Origin of the sequence: Pseudomonas fluorescens, from assembly GCF_018614775.1 — a bacterium.
In the GTDB taxonomy this organism is placed as follows: domain Bacteria; phylum Pseudomonadota; class Gammaproteobacteria; order Pseudomonadales; family Pseudomonadaceae; genus Aquipseudomonas; species Aquipseudomonas fluorescens_BY.
The window spans coordinates 1-15671 of sequence record NZ_JAGGOF010000060.1 but is presented as its reverse complement, the minus strand read 5'-3'; the positions used below and the strand labels follow the sequence as shown (position 1 = coordinate 15671).

Here is a 15671-nt window from a genome sequence, read left to right as displayed (position 1 = left end):
CCTTGCATCACCTAACAAAAATAATAATATTTATATATTTCAACAAGTTACCAACCTGGCACAAAACTCGCTAAAGCCCCTCCCACCGCTTCACCACAAAAATAACAATCCAGGAGACACACCATGAGTGTGATCATTGCCTTGGCAGCCCTCACGCTGCTGATGGTCGCCGCCTACCGTGGCTACAGCGTTATCCTCTTTGCCCCCATCGCCGCCCTCGGCGCCGTCCTGCTCACCGACCCTTCCGCCGTCGCCCCTGCCTTTACCGGGGTGTTCATGGAAAAAATGGTCGGCTTCATCAAACTGTATTTCCCGGTGTTCCTGCTCGGCGCGGTGTTCGGCAAGCTGATCGAGCTGTCGGGCTTCTCTCGCTCCATCGTTGCGGCGGCGATCCGGCTGCTGGGCACCCGCCAGGCGATGCTGGTGATTGTGCTGGTCTGCGCCTTGCTGACTTACGGCGGAGTGTCGCTGTTCGTGGTGGTGTTCGCGGTGTACCCGTTCGCTGCCGAGATGTTCCGCCAGAGCAATATTCCCAAGCGGCTGATCCCGGCCACCATTGCCCTCGGCGCGTTCTCCTTCACCATGGACGCCCTGCCCGGCACGCCGCAGATCCAGAACATCATCCCCAGCACCTTCTTCAACACCACGGCCTGGGCCGCGCCATGGCTGGGGGTGATCGGCACGCTCTTCGTGTTCAGCGTCGGCATGCTGTTCCTCCAACGCCAGCGCAACAAGGCCCAGCGCCTGGGCGAAGGCTACGGCACCGAGCTGCGCAACGAGCCTGAAACCGCCGAAGACATCAGCCTGCCGAACCCGTGGATCGCCGTTTCACCGCTGCTGGCGGTCGGCATCATGAACCTGTTGTTCACCCGGTGGATTCCCCAGTGGTACGGCAAGACCCACAGCCTGGCATTGCCAGGCATGGCGGCACCGGTGACCAGCGACATCGCCAAGCTCACCGCGATCTGGGCCGTGCAGGCGGCGCTGCTGGTGGGCATCATCATGGTCCTGGTGTTTGGCTTGCGCGCCATTCGCAGCAAGTTGGCCGAAGGCAGCAAGAGCGCGGTGGGTGGTGCGTTGCTGGCCGCGATGAACACCGCTTCGGAATACGGTTTCGGCGCGGTGATTGCTTCGCTGCCAGGCTTCCTGGTGTTGGCCGACTGGCTCAAGAGCATCCCCAACCCGTTGGTCAACGAAGCCGTGACCGTCACGCTGCTGGCGGGCATCACCGGTTCTGCCTCGGGCGGCATGAGCATCGCCCTGGCGGCGATGTCCGAAAGCTTCATCAGCGCCGCCCACGCCGCCAACATTCCCCTGGAAGTGCTGCACCGCGTGGCGGCCATGGCGAGCGGCGGCATGGACACCCTGCCCCACAACGGCGCGGTGATTACCTTGCTGGCGGTCACCGGGCTGACCCACCGTGAAGCCTATAAAGACATTTTCTGCATTACGCTGATCAAGACCCTCGCGGTTTTCGTGGTAATCGGCGTGTTCTATGCCACTGGCATTGTGTGAGGTTCCTATGACAACAACGCTTTCGGGCAAGACTGCCCTGGTCACCGGATCTACCAGCGGCATCGGCCTGGGCATCGCCCTGAGCCTGGCCAAGGCCGGCGCCAACCTGATCCTCAACGGCTTTGGCGATGCCTCGGCGGTGATCGCCGAGGTGCGGCAGTTCGGTGGGCGGGTCGGCCACCATCCGGCCGATGTCAGCGACCCGGTGCAGATCGCCGACATGCTCGCCTACGCCGAACGTGAGTTCGGCGGCGTCGACATCCTGGTGAACAACGCCGGCATCCAGCACGTGGCCGCCGTGGAGGACTTCCCGGTGGAACGCTGGGACTCGATCATCGCCATCAACCTGTCCTCGGTGTTCCACGCCACCCGCCTGAGCTTGCCGGGCATGCGCGCCAAGGGCTGGGGACGGATCATCAACGTTGCCTCGGTGCACGGCCAGGTCGGCTCGGTGGGCAAGGCTGCCTATGTCGCGGCCAAGCACGGGGTGATCGGCCTGACCAAAGTGGTCGGCCTGGAAACCGCCACCAGCAACGTCACCTGCAATGCGATATGCCCCGGCTGGGTGCTGACGCCGCTGGTGCAGAAACAGATCGACGGTCGCATCGCCAGCGGCATCGATCCGCAACAGGCGCAGCATGACCTGTTGGCCGAGAAGCAGCCTTCATTGGAGTTCGTCACCCCGCCGCAGTTGGGCGAGTTGGTGCTGTTCCTCTGCAGCGAAGCCGGCAGCCAGGTGCGCGGCGCGGCGTGGAACATTGATGGTGGGTGGCTGGCTCAGTAACCGGTGAGGAATCCTGTGGGAGCAAACTGTGGTGTCTGATACCTGGAAGCCCAGCTCGCTCTATAGTTTGTGTGCACATAAAGAATAAGAGGCCCCCATGTCCGACATCCTCTGGCAACCCGCTCCCGAACGCATCGCCCAGTCGCGCATGAACGCCTTCCGCCAGTTCGTCAACGGGCGACATCAGTTGCAACTCAATGATTACCCCGCCCTGCACGCCTGGAGCATCGACCGGCGCGAGGCCTTCTGGCAGGCCATCGTCGACTTTTTCGACATCCGCTTCCACCAGGCGCCCAGCGCGGTGCTGGTGGAAAGCGCGCAGATGCCCAGTGCCCGCTGGTTTGCGGGAGCGACCCTGAACTTTGCCGAACACCTGCTGCGCCGCCGCGATGCAGCCGTCGCGGTGGTTGCCATCGACGAAAACGGCGGCCAGGAGCAATTGACCTGGGCCGAACTCGCCGCCCACGTAGCCGGCCTGCAACGCAGCCTGCGAGCCGCCGGCGTCACCCTGGGCGATCGTGTAGCCGCGTGCATGCCCAACACCTGGCAGACCCTGGTGGGCATGCTCGCCACCACCAGCCTGGGAGCGATCTGGTCCTGTTCGTCGCCGGACTTCGGTACCCAGGGCGTCATCGACCGGTTCGGCCAGATCGAACCCAAGGTGCTGATCACCTGCGCCGGTTACCGTTACGCCGGCAAGGTCATCGACCAGCGCGCCAAGGTCAACGAAATTCTCCAGCGACTGCCGTCACTGCAGCAACTGATCGTGCTGCCCTATGCCCAACCTGAAGCATGTCCGGATGACTTCATGACGGCGGCCCACGTCGCGCTATGGGCTGATTTCTACCGCAGCGGCGGCGAACCGGAATTCACCGGCGTGCCCTTCGATCACCCGCTGTACATCCTCTACTCCAGCGGCACCACCGGCGTGCCCAAGTGCATCATCCATGGCACCGGCGGCGTGTTGCTGCAGCACGTCAAGGAGCATGGCCTGCACGTCGATCTCGGCCCTGATGACCGGCTGTTCTACTACACCACCTGCGGCTGGATGATGTGGAACTGGCTGGTGTCGGCCCTGGCCGTGGGCAGCACGGTGGTGCTCTACGACGGCTCGCCGTTTCATCCAGGCCCGGAACGCCTGCTGGACCTGATCGACGACCAGCGCATCAGCGTGTTCGGCACCAGCCCCAAATTCCTGGCGGCCCTGGAGAGCCAGGGCCTGAAGCCTCGGCAGAGCCACGACCTGGACAGCCTGAAAACGATCCTGTCGACCGGCTCGGCGCTGGCCCCCCACAGCTACGATTACGTGTACCGCGACGTCAAGCCCGATGTCTGCCTGGCGTCGATGTCCGGCGGCACCGACATCGTCTCGTGCTTCGTCAATGGCAACCCGTTGTCAGCGGTGCACCGGGGCGAAATGCAAGGCAAGAGCCTGGGCATGGCGGTGCAGGTCTGGAACGAGGCTGGCAACGCGGTCATCGGCGAAAAAGGCGAGCTGGTGTGCACCCGGCATTTCCCGGCGATGCCCATTGGCTTGTGGAACGATCCCCACGGGGAAAAACTCCGCGCCTCGTACTTTGCCCAGTTCCCCGGCGTCTGGGCCCAGGGCGATTACGCCGAGGAACTGCCTCACGGCGGCCTGTTGATCCATGGGCGCTCCGACGCGGTGCTCAACCCGGGCGGCGTGCGCATTGGCACCGCGGAAATCTATCGGCAGGTGGAAAAGGTCGCGCAGGTGCTGGACAGCGTCGCCATTGGCCAGCAATGGCAGGGCGATGTGCGGGTGGTGCTGTTCGTGCGCTTGCGAGACGGTGTGGCACTGGATGAGGGCTTGGCGCAGCAGATCCGCCAGGTCATCCGCGCCAACACCACGCCGCGTCATGTCCCGGCGAAGATTTTGGCAGTGAACGACATTCCGCGGACCATCAGCGGCAAGGTGGTGGAGCTGGCAGTGCGCAATGTGGTGCATGGCGAGGCGGTGAAGAACACCGATGCGCTGGCGAACCCGCAGGCGTTGGAGCAGTTTCGGGATCGGCCGGAGCTGGCTACCTGAGCTTGAGAAATGTGTTGGCTGTCAGGGCCTCTTCGCGAGCAGGCTCGCTCCCACATGGCCTTTGTTGCACTGGAGTTCCACTGTGGGAGCGAGCCTGCTCGCGATGAACGATAACGCGCAATAACGTCAATCCATCAACCCCCACTCCCCCGCCTTCGGATCAGCCGGCGGCGGGGCGCCCGACTCGGCATGCAGCTTCAGGCGCAAGCGCAGATTGTTCGCCGAGTCGGCATTCTTCAGCGCCTCTTCTTCATCGATAGCACCCTCGACCACCAAGTTGAACAGCGCCTGGTCAAAGGTCTGCATGCCCAGTTCTTCCGACTTCTCCATGATGCCCTTGAGTTCACCCAATTCATTGCGCCGGATCAGGTCGGCCACCGTGGGCGAGCCCAGCATGACTTCCACCGCCGCCCGACGCTGGCCGGTCACGGTGCGCACCAGGCGTTGGGAGATGAAGGCCTGGAGGTTGTTGCCCAGGTCGTTGAGCAACTGCGGCCGGCGCTCTTCCGGGAAGAAATTGATCACCCGGTCCAGGGCCTGGTTGGCGTTGTGGGCATGCAGGGTGGAAATCACCAGGTGCCCGGTGTCAGCGAAGGCCAGGGCGTGTTCCATGGTTTCCCGATCACGGATTTCGCCGATCAGCACCACGTCCGGCGCCTGGCGCAGGGTGTTTTTCAGGGCGGCGTGGAAGCTGCGGGTGTCGACACCGACTTCGCGCTGGTTGATGATCGATTTCTTGTGCCGGTGGATATACTCCACCGGGTCTTCGATGGTGATGATGTGGCCGCTGCTGTTGCGATTGCGGTAATCGATCAGCGCCGCCAGGGAGGTCGACTTGCCAGAACCTGTCGCGCCGACGAACAGCATCAGCCCTTGCTTCTGCATGATGGTGTCCAACAGCACGTTAGGCAGCTTCAGGTCTTCGAAGCGCGGGATCTCCAGCTTGACGTTACGGATTACCATGGACACGTCATTGCGCTGCTTGAAGACATTGACCCGGAACCGCCCGACGCCGGCCAGGGAAATCGCCAGGTTCATTTCCAGCTCCCGATCGAACTCAAGGCGTTGTTCGGCGTCCATCAAAGACTCGGCGAGCCCGGCGATGTCGCCAACCTTGAACGCCTGGTTGCCCAACGGCTTGAGCACACCCTCGAACTTCGCGCAGGGTGGCGCACCGGTGGACAGATAAAGGTCGGAGCCATCCTGGCTCGCCAGGATGCGCAACAAGGGATCGATTTCCATGGCCTGAAACTTCCGCGAGACACCAATGAAACAAGCTGACCCGAGCATGAACCCCTTCAGACCAGCCCGCGCTTATCTTCTTCAGAGGATAGTAGACGCCCCGGCACAGATACGATATCCAGGGATTCCGTGATGAACGCAACACCCGCCGGCAGCGACACCCAGGGCCTGATCGCCCGTCTGGACTGGACCTCGAGCCCTCTCGGCGCCATGCCGACCTGGTCTCAGAGCCTGCGCACCGCCGTGGACATGATGCTTCACTCGCCCCTGCCGATGGCCTTGCTCTGGGGCGAGGAACTGACCCATCTCTACAACGACGGCTTCGCCCGACTGATCGGCGACAAGCACCCCCGCACGTTCGGCCGACCGACCCACACCGCCTGGGCCGAACTCCGGGCCGCGACCGAAACGATTTATCAGCAGGTATTGCAAGGGCATTCCCATACCTGCCGCGATCAGCAATGGCGCGTGCCCTTCGCCGGCCGGCTGTGCGATGTGTGGCTCGACCTGACCTACAGCCCGGTGCGCGACGAAAGCGGCCACGTTGCCGGCATTCTGGTCACGGCCATCGAGACCAACGAGCGACGGCGCCTGGCTCAGGAGTTCGAGCGCCGCTCCGAGGCCAGCCTCAAGGCCCAGCACGAAAGCGAAGAACGCCTGCAACTGGCCCTGGCCGCCGCCGATGCGCTGGGCACCTGGGATTGGGACATCCGCGAAGACCGCTTTGTTGCCGACGCACATTTTGCCCGCCTGCATGGCGTGGATCCGAACCTGTCGCGCCAGTTGCCCATCAGCGCCTACCTGGAGGGCGTGCACCCCGAGGACCGGGCCATGGTCGCCCGCAGCATCCGGCAATGCATCAGCCAAGGAACCGAATACGCCGAGGAATACCGCCTGGTGCAGCCCACGGGCGAGATGCGCTGGGTGTTTGTCCGGGGCCGCTGCTACAAGGATCGCCACGGTCGGCCCAAGCGCTTTCTCGGCGCGGCCCTGGACCTCACCGAGCGCAAGCGCGCCGAGCAGGCGTTGCGCCAGAGCCAGACCGAGCTGCAGCTGATCATCAACGTCATGCCGATCCTCATCAGCTACGTGGACCGAGACGAGCGTTTCCGGCTGAACAACAGCGCCTACCTGGACTGGTACGGCCTGACCCCACAGGAACTCTACGGCAAGACCATCCGCGAAGTGCTCGGCGAGGAAGCCTATGCCGCACGCGCCGAACAGATTGCCGCGGCGCTGTCGGGCAAACCGTGCAGCTTCGCCGTACAGTCCGCCCACCGCGACGGCCGGCCGCGCCACGCATTGACCAACTACCTGCCGCGCCGGGGAGCCGATGGTTCGGTGAACGGGTTCTACATCTTTGTGATCGACGAAACCGAGCGCAAGAAAACCGAGGAAGCCCTGCGCAACCTCAACGAAACCCTGGAGGAGCGGGTCATCGCCCGCACCCAGCAACTGGCCGAGGCCAACCAGCGCCTGCAAAACGAGATGATTGAACGCGAGCGCGCCGAAGAAGCCCTGCGCCATGCGCAGAAGATGGAAGCCGTCGGGCAGCTTACGGGTGGCATCGCCCATGACTTCAACAACATGCTCACCGGCATCCTCGGCAGCCTCGACCTGATGCAACGCTATATTGCCAGCGGCCGCACCGACGAGATCGGGCGTTTCACCGAAGCGGCGGTGTCCTCGGCCAACCGCGCCGCGGCCCTGACCCATCGTCTGCTGGCTTTTTCCCGGCGCCAGTCCCTGGACCGCAAGCCACTGGACCCCAACGATCTGGTGCACTCACTGGAGGACCTGCTCAGGCGTACCACCGGCGAGCACATTGTGCTGCACCTGCAACTGGCCGGTGAGTTGTGGCCAGTCAGCACCGACGCCAGCCAGCTGGAAAACGCCCTGCTCAACCTGGTGATCAACGCCCGCGACGCGATGCCCGATGGCGGTGAATTGATCGTCGAAACCGCCAACGTCTACCTCGACGGCAGCGACATCAACAGCCTGGAGCCGGTCAAGGCCGGGGATTACGTGATGATCGCCGTCAGCGACAACGGCAGCGGCATGACCCCGTCCGTGTTGGCCAAGGCCTTCGATCCGTTCTTCACCACCAAGCCGATCGGCCAGGGCACCGGCCTGGGCTTGTCGATGATCTACGGGTTTGCCCAGCAGTCCGGTGGGCACCTCAACCTGGACAGCGTGCCAGGCCAGGGCACGCGGGTGCAGCTGTACCTGCCACGGCTGCACATGACGCCCGCCGAGCAGCCTTCGACGCCTGGAACGGTCGAGGTGCCGGCGGCAATCGCCGGGGAAACCGTGTTGCTGGTAGAAGATGAACCGGCGGTGCGCATGCTGGTGCTCGACCTGTTGGAAGCCCTGGGCTACACCGCCCTCGAAGCCCGCGACGCGAAGACCGCCCTGCCGCTGCTGGAGTCTGGCCAGCGCATCGACCTGCTGGTGACCGACGTCGGCCTGCCGGGCATTAACGGCCGGCAACTCGCGGAAATTGCCCGCCAGCATCGCCCCGGCCTGAAGGTGCTGTTCATGACCGGCTACGCGCAGAAAGCCGCCGAGCGCCAGGGCTTTCTCGACCAGGGCATGGACATGGTCGCCAAGCCGTTCACCCTCGATCTGCTGGCGAACAAGATTCGGGCGATGATCAACCATGTCAGCTGACTTGAGGCATAATCGCCGCCCCGTTACGTTCAGGTCAGCGCTGCAATGAAAGCCCAAGCCCGCCATATCCTGGTGAAAACCGCCGAAGAAGCCGAACAGCTCAAGCAACGCATCGCCAAGGGCGAGGCCTTCGACGTGCTGGCAAAGAAATACTCGACCTGCCCCTCCGGCAAACGTGGCGGCGACCTGGGTGAAGTGCGGCCGGGGCAGATGGTCGGCGCGATCGACGCGGTGATTTTCAAGAAGCCGCTGCGGGTGGTGCATGGACCGATCAAGAGCAAGTTCGGCTATCACCTGGTGCAGGTGTTTTATCGGGATTGATGCCGCATTCAGCACTGATCAAATGTGGGAGCGAGCCTGCTCGCGAAGCGGTGGGTCAGTTGATATTGATGTTGACTGACACACCGCCATCGCGAGCAGGCTCGCTCCCACAGGAGGTCAATATTGATTATGAGCGGGGAATCAACGCCCCTGGCACCTGAATCACCCGGCTCGCCAGCAGATGCCCGGCTTCGGCGGCCTCCACTGGGCTCCCGCCCATCAAGCGACTCGCCAGGTACGCCGCGCTGAACGAATCCCCCGCCGCAGTGGTGTCCACCACCCGTTCGACCCGCTGGCCAGGCACTTCATACGACTGGCCATCGCAGCGGATCAGGCACGCCTCGGCCCCGCGCTTGAGCACCACTTCCGGGGTGCCAAGCTGTTCGTAGGCGGCGAACACCGCTTCGCTGTCGGCATGACCGAACAACGCCTGCTCGTCGTCCACCGTCAACAACGCCAGTTCCACGTAGGGCAAGACGCTGCGATACGCCGCGCGGGCCGCGTCAATCGAAGCCCAGAGCCTGGGCCGGAAGTTGTTGTCGAACACCACTTGGGCCCCGCGCAGGCGTGCCTGGATCAGGGTGTCGATGAGCTTGCCGCGCCCCTGCTCCCCCAGCACTGCCAGGGTGATGCCGCTGAAATACAGCACGTCGTATTCCGCCAGCGCCGCCAGGATCGGCGCGGCGGCCGGGGTGGTGAAGCAATCGCGCACCGCCGCCTCGTTGCGCCAGTACAGGAACCGCCGCTCGCCGGCGGCGTCGGTCTGGATGCAATACAAACCCGGCAGGCGCCCGGGCAGGCGCTGGACCCGATCCAGGCCAACGTTTTCTTCGGCCCAGCTGCGGCACATGGCGTCGCTGAAGCTGTCGTCGCCCAGGGCGGTTACGTAGTCCACCGCGCCCCTCTCGCCCAGCGCGCGGGACAGGTACACCGCCGTGTTCAGGGTGTCGCCGCCGAAGCTTTGTTGCAGGCTGCCGTCGGCGCGTTGTTGCAGTTCGATCATGCATTCGCCGATCAGGGCGATGCGGGGTTTCGGGTTACTCATGGGTGATCCTGATGATTTGGTGGTGTCTGGCAGACCGTCATCGCGAGCAGGCTCGCTCCCACATTTGAAATGCATTCCCCCTGTGGGAGCGAGCTTGCTCGCGATAGCCGCAACCCGGTCTCAAGCTAGAAACAGGTCTCCATGCTCACGACCACCCGCAACCCCTCATCCACCAGGCACCCCACCCGCCACTTGTCGAACGTCAGGCATGGATGCGAAGTGCCGAACGCAATAATGTCGCCAATCCGCAACTCAACCCCCGGCGCCACGCTCATGAACGCATGCTGGTCCATCACCGCCGTCACCTTGCAGCCGCTCACGTCGTCTCCCGCCACTGAGTCCGAACCCGGTTTATAGCGCTTGAGCGGCACCGGCAGCCCGGCGTCATAGGCCACGTCACGCTTGCCCAGGGCGATCACCGCGAAGCCCGGCTCCGGCAGCGATTGCACATGGGCCCAGACTTCCAGGGCCGGGCGCAAGCCTTCGTGCAAGTCACTGCGCCGCTCCAGCACGCAGCACTGGGCCTCCTTGTAGATCCCATGGTCATGGGCCACGTAGCTGCCGGGGCGCAGCACGCTGAGGAAACGCCCGTGGGCATTCTGCGCCTCGAAGGATTCGGCAATCAGGTCATACCAGGCCGAACCCGATGCGGTGATGATCGGCCGGTCGATGGCAAACGCGCCGCTGTCCTGCAGTTGCACCGCCAGGCGCACCAGGGACGCGGCGAACGCGCGGATGCCACTGATGGCGTGGTCGCCGTGGATGACCCCTTCGTAGCCTTCGATACCGGTCAACGCCAGCGCCGGTTGCGCGCGGATCGCTTCGGCCAGGGCCAGGACTTCGGCCTCACTCCGGCAGCCACAGCGGCCACCGACCACGCCGTACTCGATCATCACATTGAGCCGCACGCCGCGAGCGGCGAAGTACGCGCCCAGGTCAGCCACGCTGTCGGGATGATCGACCATGCAATGGAATTCGAACGCCGGATCGGCGAGCAGATCGGCGATCAGCGCCATGTTCGGCGTGCCCACCAGTTGGTTGGCCATCAACACCCGGCGCACGCCATGGGTGTAGGCGGCACGGGTCTGCACGGCGGTGGCAAGGGTCAGGCCCCAGGCGCCGGCCTCAAGCTGGCGGCGAAATAACGCCGGGGTCATGCTGGTCTTGCCGTGGGGTGCCAGTTCGGCACCGCTGTCACTGACGAACGTTTGCATCCAGCGGATGTTGTGTTCCAGGGCGTCGCGGTGCAGCACCAGCGCCGGCAGGCTGACGTCCCGTAGCAGATGCGCGCCAACGCTGGCGGCGCCCTTCTCTACAGTGGCATTCAAAATGGCAGCAGGCATGTTCGAACTCCTCACGCGCGGCCGCTAGCAGCCGCTGCGTCTATTCATTGATGCGACGGGCCAGGTGGTTGGCGCTTTCGATCAGCACCCGGCGGTAGTCGGCGTAATTGTTCCTGGCGTCGGCCCGCGGGGCGACGATGCACAGGGTTGCAATAGCGACGCCGCTGGGGTCTTTGACCGGCGCGGCGAAGCAGTGGGTGAAGGTGTCGGCCACGCTGTCAAAGGAGAAAAACCCGTCGAGGCCGGCCTGGCGGATTTCCTTGAGAAACTGCTCCAGGGGCAGGCGCTCGCCGTCCGGCAGGATGAAGTCGTCGGGGTCGATCAGGTCGACGATCTGCTGGTCGCTCAAGTGCGCCAGCAGCAGGCGACCGGACGCCGTCCAGGGGATTGGTGCGTTCTCACCAATGTCCGATGAAATACGGAAATGCCGCTCGCCTTCCTTCATCAGCGCCACGGTGTATTTGCGCCCGTTGAGCAGGCACATCTGCGCGGTCTCCCGGGTCTGGCGGACGATCTCCTGCAAGGCGTGATCGGCCTCGCGGCTCAGGTCGAAATGGCGCAGGTGCGCCTGCCCGAGAAAGTACAACTGGCGGCCGAGGTAGACGTGCCCGTCCTTGCCCACCGGTTCGAGGATGCGCCGCTCCAGCAGCGACGCCACCAGTTCATAGACCGTGGACTTGGGGCTGCCAATGCCGCTGGCGATGTCGTTGGGGCGCAGCGGCTGGCCGATTTCCTTGAGGAAATCGAGGATATCGAACGCCCGATCCAGTCCCCGGGCCCGGCGCTTGATGGTGTCTTCGGTCATGTCTTTGGTTCCTGATCATTCCCACGCTCTGCGTGGGAATGCCGCCATGGACGCTCTGCGTCCGCAGTTATATGACGCAGAGCGTCACGGGATGCATGCCCACGCAGAGCGTGGGAACGATCAATCATCACTTCTTCTTGTAGGCCACACAATCAATCTCAACCTTGCAATCGACCATCATGCTCGCCTGCACGCAGGCCCGGGCCGGGGCGTGTTCGGGGCTGAAGTATTCGCTGAACACCTTGTTGAAACTCCAGAAGTCCCGCGGGTCGTCCAGCCACACGCCGCAGCGCACCACGTCTTCCAGGCCATAGCCGGCCTCTTCGAGAATGGCGATCAGGTTTTTCAGGGTCTGGTGCGTCTGCTCGACGATCCCCCCGACGATGATCTCGCCGTCCACCGCCGGCACCTGGCCGGACACGTGCAGCCAACCATCGGCTTCCACGGCACGGGCGAAGGGCCGTGGCTGTCCGCCGCCTGCGCTGCTGCCGGTGCCGTAACGGGTAATGCTCATGGGTGTTTCTCCTTATGATTAAAAGCGGGTGTTCTTGAGAAATTCCGCCAGCCGTGGTGACTGCGGACGCTCGAACAATTCTTTCGGTGGACCCTGCTCTTCGATGCGGCCCTGGTTCATGAACACGATCTTGTCGGACACCTCGAAGGCGAAGCGCATCTCGTGGGTCACCAACAGCATGGTCATGCCGTCTTCGGCCAGGCCCTTGATCACGTTAAGCACCTCGCCTACCAGTTCCGGGTCCAGCGCCGAGGTGACTTCATCGAACAGCATCAGGCTGGGGTTCATGGCAATCGCACGGGCAATCGCCACACGCTGCTGCTGGCCGCCGGACAACTGGCCGGGAAAGTGATCGCGCCGTTCCAGCAGGCCGACCCGTTCCAGCCATTTCTCGGCCAGCGCCGCCGCCTCGTCCTTGTGCAGTTTTTTCACCTTGAGCAGGCCCAGGGTGACGTTCTGCAACGCCGTCAGGTGCGGGAACAGATTGAATTGCTGGAAGGCCATGCCGGTCATGGCCCGGTGCCGGGCGATGACTTTCTCGGGGTGACGCACGCGCTTGCCGCCGACCTCGTCATAGCCGATGGACTCGCCGTCGAGCACGATCCGGCCGCCCTGGAAGTCCTCCAGCATGTTCACGCAGCGCAACAGCGTGGTCTTGCCCGAGCCGCTGGAGCCGATCAGCGTGACCACGTTGCCGCGCTGCATGCTCAGGTCCACGCCCTTGAGCACTTCGAGCGGGCCGTACTGTTTGCGCAGGCCGCGAATGTCCAGCAGCGGTTGGGTGTTGGAAGGAGTCGAAACGTCAGTCATGGCAAGGCCACCCGCTTTTCAATGCGCCGCCCGAGGAGCTCGATGGCGTAATTGATGATGAAAAAGAGAAACCCGGCGAACAGGTAAAACTCCAGGGTCATGAAGGTCCGGGCGATGATCTGCTGGGTGCTGAGCAGCAATTCGGCGACGCCGATCACCGACAACAGCGTCGAGGCCTTGACGATCTCGGTGGAGGAATTGACCCAGGTCGGCAGGATCTGCCGCAACGCCTGGGGCAACAGCACGTAGCCCAACGCCTGGAAGAACGTCAGGCCGATGGCCTGGCTGGCTTCCATCTGCCCACGGGGCAACGCCTGCAAGGCACCGCGCACGATCTCGGCCACATGGGAGCCGCAAAACAGCGTCAGGCCGAGGACACCGGCCTGGAACGCGCTTATCTGCCAACCCAGCGCCGGCGCCATGTAGAAACAGGCCAACACCAGCACGAACACCGGCGTGCCGCGAATCAGGTCGACGTAGAAACGAAACGGCGCGCGCGTCCAGGCTCGACCGTAGGTCAGCACCAGCCCGGCGATCAGGCCAATCAACGTACCCAACACGATGGCCAGGGCCGAACACTGCACGCTGGTCAAAAAGCCGCCCCACAAGGTGTCCCGGGCGACCCACAACTCATGCAACCAACTGGGTGATTCGTACATGGAACACTCCTAGCGGCGGATCGCCAGACGCTGCTCGAAATAACGCAGCAACAGGGCAATGAGGTAACAGGCCGCGACATACAGGGCCGTGGTCACCAGCCAGGTTTCGATCACCCGGTAGCTCTCCACGTTGATCTTGCGGGCGTAATAGGTCAGCTCCGGCACGGCAATCGCCGCCGCCAGGGAGGTGTCCTTGAACAGCGAGATGAAGTTGTTCGACAAGGCCGGCAGCACGTTGCGCAGCATCACCGGCACGGTGACGTAGGCCTTCACTTGCCACTCGCCCAGGCCTATCGCCAGGCCTGCTTCGCGCTGACCCTTGTGAATGCTCATCAGCCCGCCACGGAACACCTCGGTGAGGTAGGCCCCGGCGTACAGCGAGAGGGTGATGACGAACGACGGCAGCTTGTCCAGGCGTATGCCCAGGCTCGGCAGGGCAAAGTAGATCAACAGGATCAGCACCAGGATCGGCGTATTGCGGATCACCGTGACGTACACCGATGCGAGCAGCCGCAAGACCCGGTGCTTGCTGAGCAGCGCGAACGCCATCGTCAGGCCGATCACGCAACCGATGGCGATCGACACCAGCGCCAGCGAGAGCCCCAGGCCGAGCCCCGCCAGCAAGGTGTCGAAGTCGCGCCAGACGGCAGCAAAGTTCAACTGATAGTTCATGGTCGGCAATACCTTCGACGGGACGCCCGCAACGGGCATCCCGGGCTCACAGGGTCATTTGAATTCCACGGGAAAACCGATAGCCGGCGACGGCAGGTCCACGCCGAACCATTGCTTGAACGACGCGGCATAAGTGGGGAATTCCACGCCGGTCATGGCTTCATGCAAGGTGGTGTTGACGAAGTTCAGCCAGTCCTGGTCGCCGCGCTTGACCGCGCAGGCGTAGGTTTGCGGGCTCCAGGCGTAGGCCGGGCTGCGATAGCGCCCGGGGTTCTGCACCATCAGGTACTTGACCGAGGACTGGTCGGTGGCGGCGGCATCGGCGCGACCGGAATTCACCGCCTGGTACATCAGGTCGACGCTGTCGTACTGGTCGACCTTGGCCTTGGGCAGTGCCTGATGCACCAGCTCTTCGGCGTAGACGTTCTGCAACACCGCCACGGTGACACCGTCGCCGGCGGCCTTGAGGTCGTCGATCTCCTTGTACTTGCTGTTGGCCGGGAGCAGCAGGCCGACCCCTTCGCGGTAGTACGGCAAGGTAAAGGCCACCTGCTGGGCACGGCTGGCGGTGACGGTGATGAACTGGCAGCTCATGTCGACCTTGTCGGTCAGCAGATTGGGAATCCGCGCATCGGACGACTGCACCACGAACTCGACTTTCTCCGGGTCGTTGAACAGGCCCTTGGCGACCATCCGCGCAATGTCGATATCGAACCCCTGCAACTTGCCATCCGCTCCCTGGAAATGCCACGGCGCATTGGTGCTGCCCGTGCCCACGATCAATTTCCCGCGTTGCAGCACGCTGTCCAGCTTGCTGTCCGCCGCCTGAGCGACACCTGCCGCAGCCATCGTGGCCACGAAGAGAAAAACACACGCTTTGAACAAGGAAGGTCGGCGTTGCATGGCAAGCACTCCAGGATGGGTTTATTCCGCTATACCGGAACATGGTATGTAACAACGGAATAGACAGCAGAAAGTGTGCCACAGCCTAGATGGGCGTGGGTGGGAAAAATGGAATGTGAATGGAATCAGGGGGATGGGAAAACGGGTCATGCGGGAACAGTGCGGAGGTTGTCTGGCGATTGCTACCGTTGGCTACGGCTTGCGGGTAGCAAGGCCCCAAACCGGTGCCACGCCATACGCCACGCCCTCTGTGGGAGCGAGCCTGCTCGCGATAGCGGTGTATCAGGCAATATTAAGGGTGTCTGAGTTGACGCCTATCGCGAGCAGGCTGAACT

The 15671-nt window shown here is 63.4% G+C and carries 14 protein-coding genes; 5 read left to right on the top strand and 9 right to left on the bottom strand.

What is annotated here, in order from left to right:
• Positions 1-123 precede the first annotated feature (123 nt).
• The 3 genes from J7E36_RS16590 (at position 124) to J7E36_RS16580 (ending at position 4352) form a co-directional block, all read left to right on the top strand.
• Entirely contained in the window at positions 124-1515 is a 1392-nt protein-coding gene (locus J7E36_RS16590) for a GntP family permease (protein ID WP_215004862.1), read from the top strand.
• A gap of 7 nt (positions 1516-1522) precedes the next feature.
• Positions 1523-2299 carry a 3-hydroxybutyrate dehydrogenase gene (locus J7E36_RS16585; protein ID WP_215004859.1) on the top strand — a complete coding sequence of 259 codons (777 nt, stop codon included), beginning with the start codon at positions 1523-1525 and terminating at the stop codon, positions 2297-2299.
• 97 nt (positions 2300-2396) lie between these two features.
• Positions 2397-4352: an acetoacetate--CoA ligase gene (locus J7E36_RS16580; protein ID WP_215004856.1), complete on the top strand. Its 1956-nt coding sequence runs from the start codon at positions 2397-2399 to the stop codon at positions 4350-4352.
• Positions 4353-4478: 126 nt separating this feature from the next.
• On the opposite strand, the gene J7E36_RS16575 is transcribed toward J7E36_RS16580, so the two are convergent.
• Entirely contained in the window at positions 4479-5594 is a 1116-nt protein-coding gene (locus J7E36_RS16575) for a PilT/PilU family type 4a pilus ATPase (protein WP_215004853.1), read from the bottom strand.
• Between the two features lie 132 nt (positions 5595-5726).
• Between J7E36_RS16575 and J7E36_RS16570 the strand changes: the two genes are divergently transcribed.
• Together J7E36_RS16570 and J7E36_RS16565 are read left to right on the top strand one after the other, a co-directional pair.
• Positions 5727-8264 carry a PAS domain-containing protein gene (locus J7E36_RS16570; RefSeq protein WP_215004850.1) on the top strand — a complete coding sequence of 846 codons (2538 nt, stop codon included), beginning with the start codon at positions 5727-5729 and terminating at the stop codon, positions 8262-8264.
• Between the two features lie 45 nt (positions 8265-8309).
• A complete protein-coding gene (locus J7E36_RS16565; RefSeq protein ID WP_019690952.1) occupies positions 8310-8585 on the top strand; it encodes a peptidylprolyl isomerase in 276 nt (91 codons plus the stop codon).
• Between the two features lie 127 nt (positions 8586-8712).
• On the opposite strand, the gene J7E36_RS16560 is transcribed toward J7E36_RS16565, so the two are convergent.
• From J7E36_RS16560 to J7E36_RS16525, 8 genes are all read right to left on the bottom strand, one after another.
• The gene (locus J7E36_RS16560; protein WP_215004847.1) at positions 8713-9630 is read right to left on the bottom strand and encodes a sugar kinase; all 918 of its coding nucleotides are present in this window, start codon (positions 9628-9630) and stop codon (positions 8713-8715) included.
• Positions 9631-9755: 125 nt separating this feature from the next.
• Complete coding sequence (locus J7E36_RS16555; protein WP_215004844.1) at positions 9756-10973, bottom strand: amino acid deaminase; 1218 nt, start codon at positions 10971-10973, stop codon at positions 9756-9758.
• 40 nt (positions 10974-11013) lie between these two features.
• The gene (locus J7E36_RS16550; RefSeq protein ID WP_215004841.1) at positions 11014-11778 is read right to left on the bottom strand and encodes an IclR family transcriptional regulator; all 765 of its coding nucleotides are present in this window, start codon (positions 11776-11778) and stop codon (positions 11014-11016) included.
• Positions 11779-11905: 127 nt separating this feature from the next.
• On the bottom strand, positions 11906-12292 hold the full coding sequence (locus tag J7E36_RS16545; protein WP_215004838.1) for a RidA family protein: 387 nt from the start codon (positions 12290-12292) through the stop codon (positions 11906-11908).
• A gap of 18 nt (positions 12293-12310) precedes the next feature.
• Entirely contained in the window at positions 12311-13102 is a 792-nt protein-coding gene (locus tag J7E36_RS16540; RefSeq protein WP_215004835.1) for an amino acid ABC transporter ATP-binding protein, read from the bottom strand.
• Complete coding sequence (locus J7E36_RS16535; protein ID WP_215004832.1) at positions 13099-13761, bottom strand: amino acid ABC transporter permease; 663 nt, start codon at positions 13759-13761, stop codon at positions 13099-13101. The genes J7E36_RS16540 and J7E36_RS16535 overlap by 4 nt, the downstream gene beginning before the upstream one ends.
• 9 nt (positions 13762-13770) lie before the next feature.
• Positions 13771-14433: an amino acid ABC transporter permease gene (locus tag J7E36_RS16530; protein WP_215004829.1), complete on the bottom strand. Its 663-nt coding sequence runs from the start codon at positions 14431-14433 to the stop codon at positions 13771-13773.
• A 54-nt stretch (positions 14434-14487) separates the two neighbouring features.
• Positions 14488-15336, bottom strand: coding sequence for a transporter substrate-binding domain-containing protein (locus J7E36_RS16525; RefSeq protein WP_215004825.1), 849 nt, complete (start codon positions 15334-15336; stop codon positions 14488-14490).
• Between the last annotated feature and the right edge of the window lie 335 nt (positions 15337-15671).

Coding starts and splice junctions, on each gene's coding strand:
- J7E36_RS16550 (WP_215004841.1), bottom strand. CDS start 11,778: ATGACCGAAGACACCATCAAGCGCCGGGCCCGGGGACTGGATCGGGCG.
- J7E36_RS16585 (WP_215004859.1), top strand. CDS start 1,523: ATGACAACAACGCTTTCGGGCAAGACTGCCCTGGTCACCGGATCTACC.
- J7E36_RS16545 (WP_215004838.1), bottom strand. CDS start 12,292: ATGAGCATTACCCGTTACGGCACCGGCAGCAGCGCAGGCGGCGGACAG.
- J7E36_RS16555 (WP_215004844.1), bottom strand. CDS start 10,973: ATGCCTGCTGCCATTTTGAATGCCACTGTAGAGAAGGGCGCCGCCAGC.
- J7E36_RS16540 (WP_215004835.1), bottom strand. CDS start 13,102: ATGACTGACGTTTCGACTCCTTCCAACACCCAACCGCTGCTGGACATT.
- J7E36_RS16535 (WP_215004832.1), bottom strand. CDS start 13,761: ATGTACGAATCACCCAGTTGGTTGCATGAGTTGTGGGTCGCCCGGGAC.
- J7E36_RS16580 (WP_215004856.1), top strand. CDS start 2,397: ATGTCCGACATCCTCTGGCAACCCGCTCCCGAACGCATCGCCCAGTCG.
- J7E36_RS16590 (WP_215004862.1), top strand. CDS start 124: ATGAGTGTGATCATTGCCTTGGCAGCCCTCACGCTGCTGATGGTCGCC.
- J7E36_RS16560 (WP_215004847.1), bottom strand. CDS start 9,630: ATGAGTAACCCGAAACCCCGCATCGCCCTGATCGGCGAATGCATGATC.
- J7E36_RS16570 (WP_215004850.1), top strand. CDS start 5,727: ATGAACGCAACACCCGCCGGCAGCGACACCCAGGGCCTGATCGCCCGT.
- J7E36_RS16565 (WP_019690952.1), top strand. CDS start 8,310: ATGAAAGCCCAAGCCCGCCATATCCTGGTGAAAACCGCCGAAGAAGCC.
- J7E36_RS16530 (WP_215004829.1), bottom strand. CDS start 14,433: ATGAACTATCAGTTGAACTTTGCTGCCGTCTGGCGCGACTTCGACACC.
- J7E36_RS16525 (WP_215004825.1), bottom strand. CDS start 15,336: ATGCAACGCCGACCTTCCTTGTTCAAAGCGTGTGTTTTTCTCTTCGTG.
- J7E36_RS16575 (WP_215004853.1), bottom strand. CDS start 5,594: ATGGAAATCGATCCCTTGTTGCGCATCCTGGCGAGCCAGGATGGCTCC.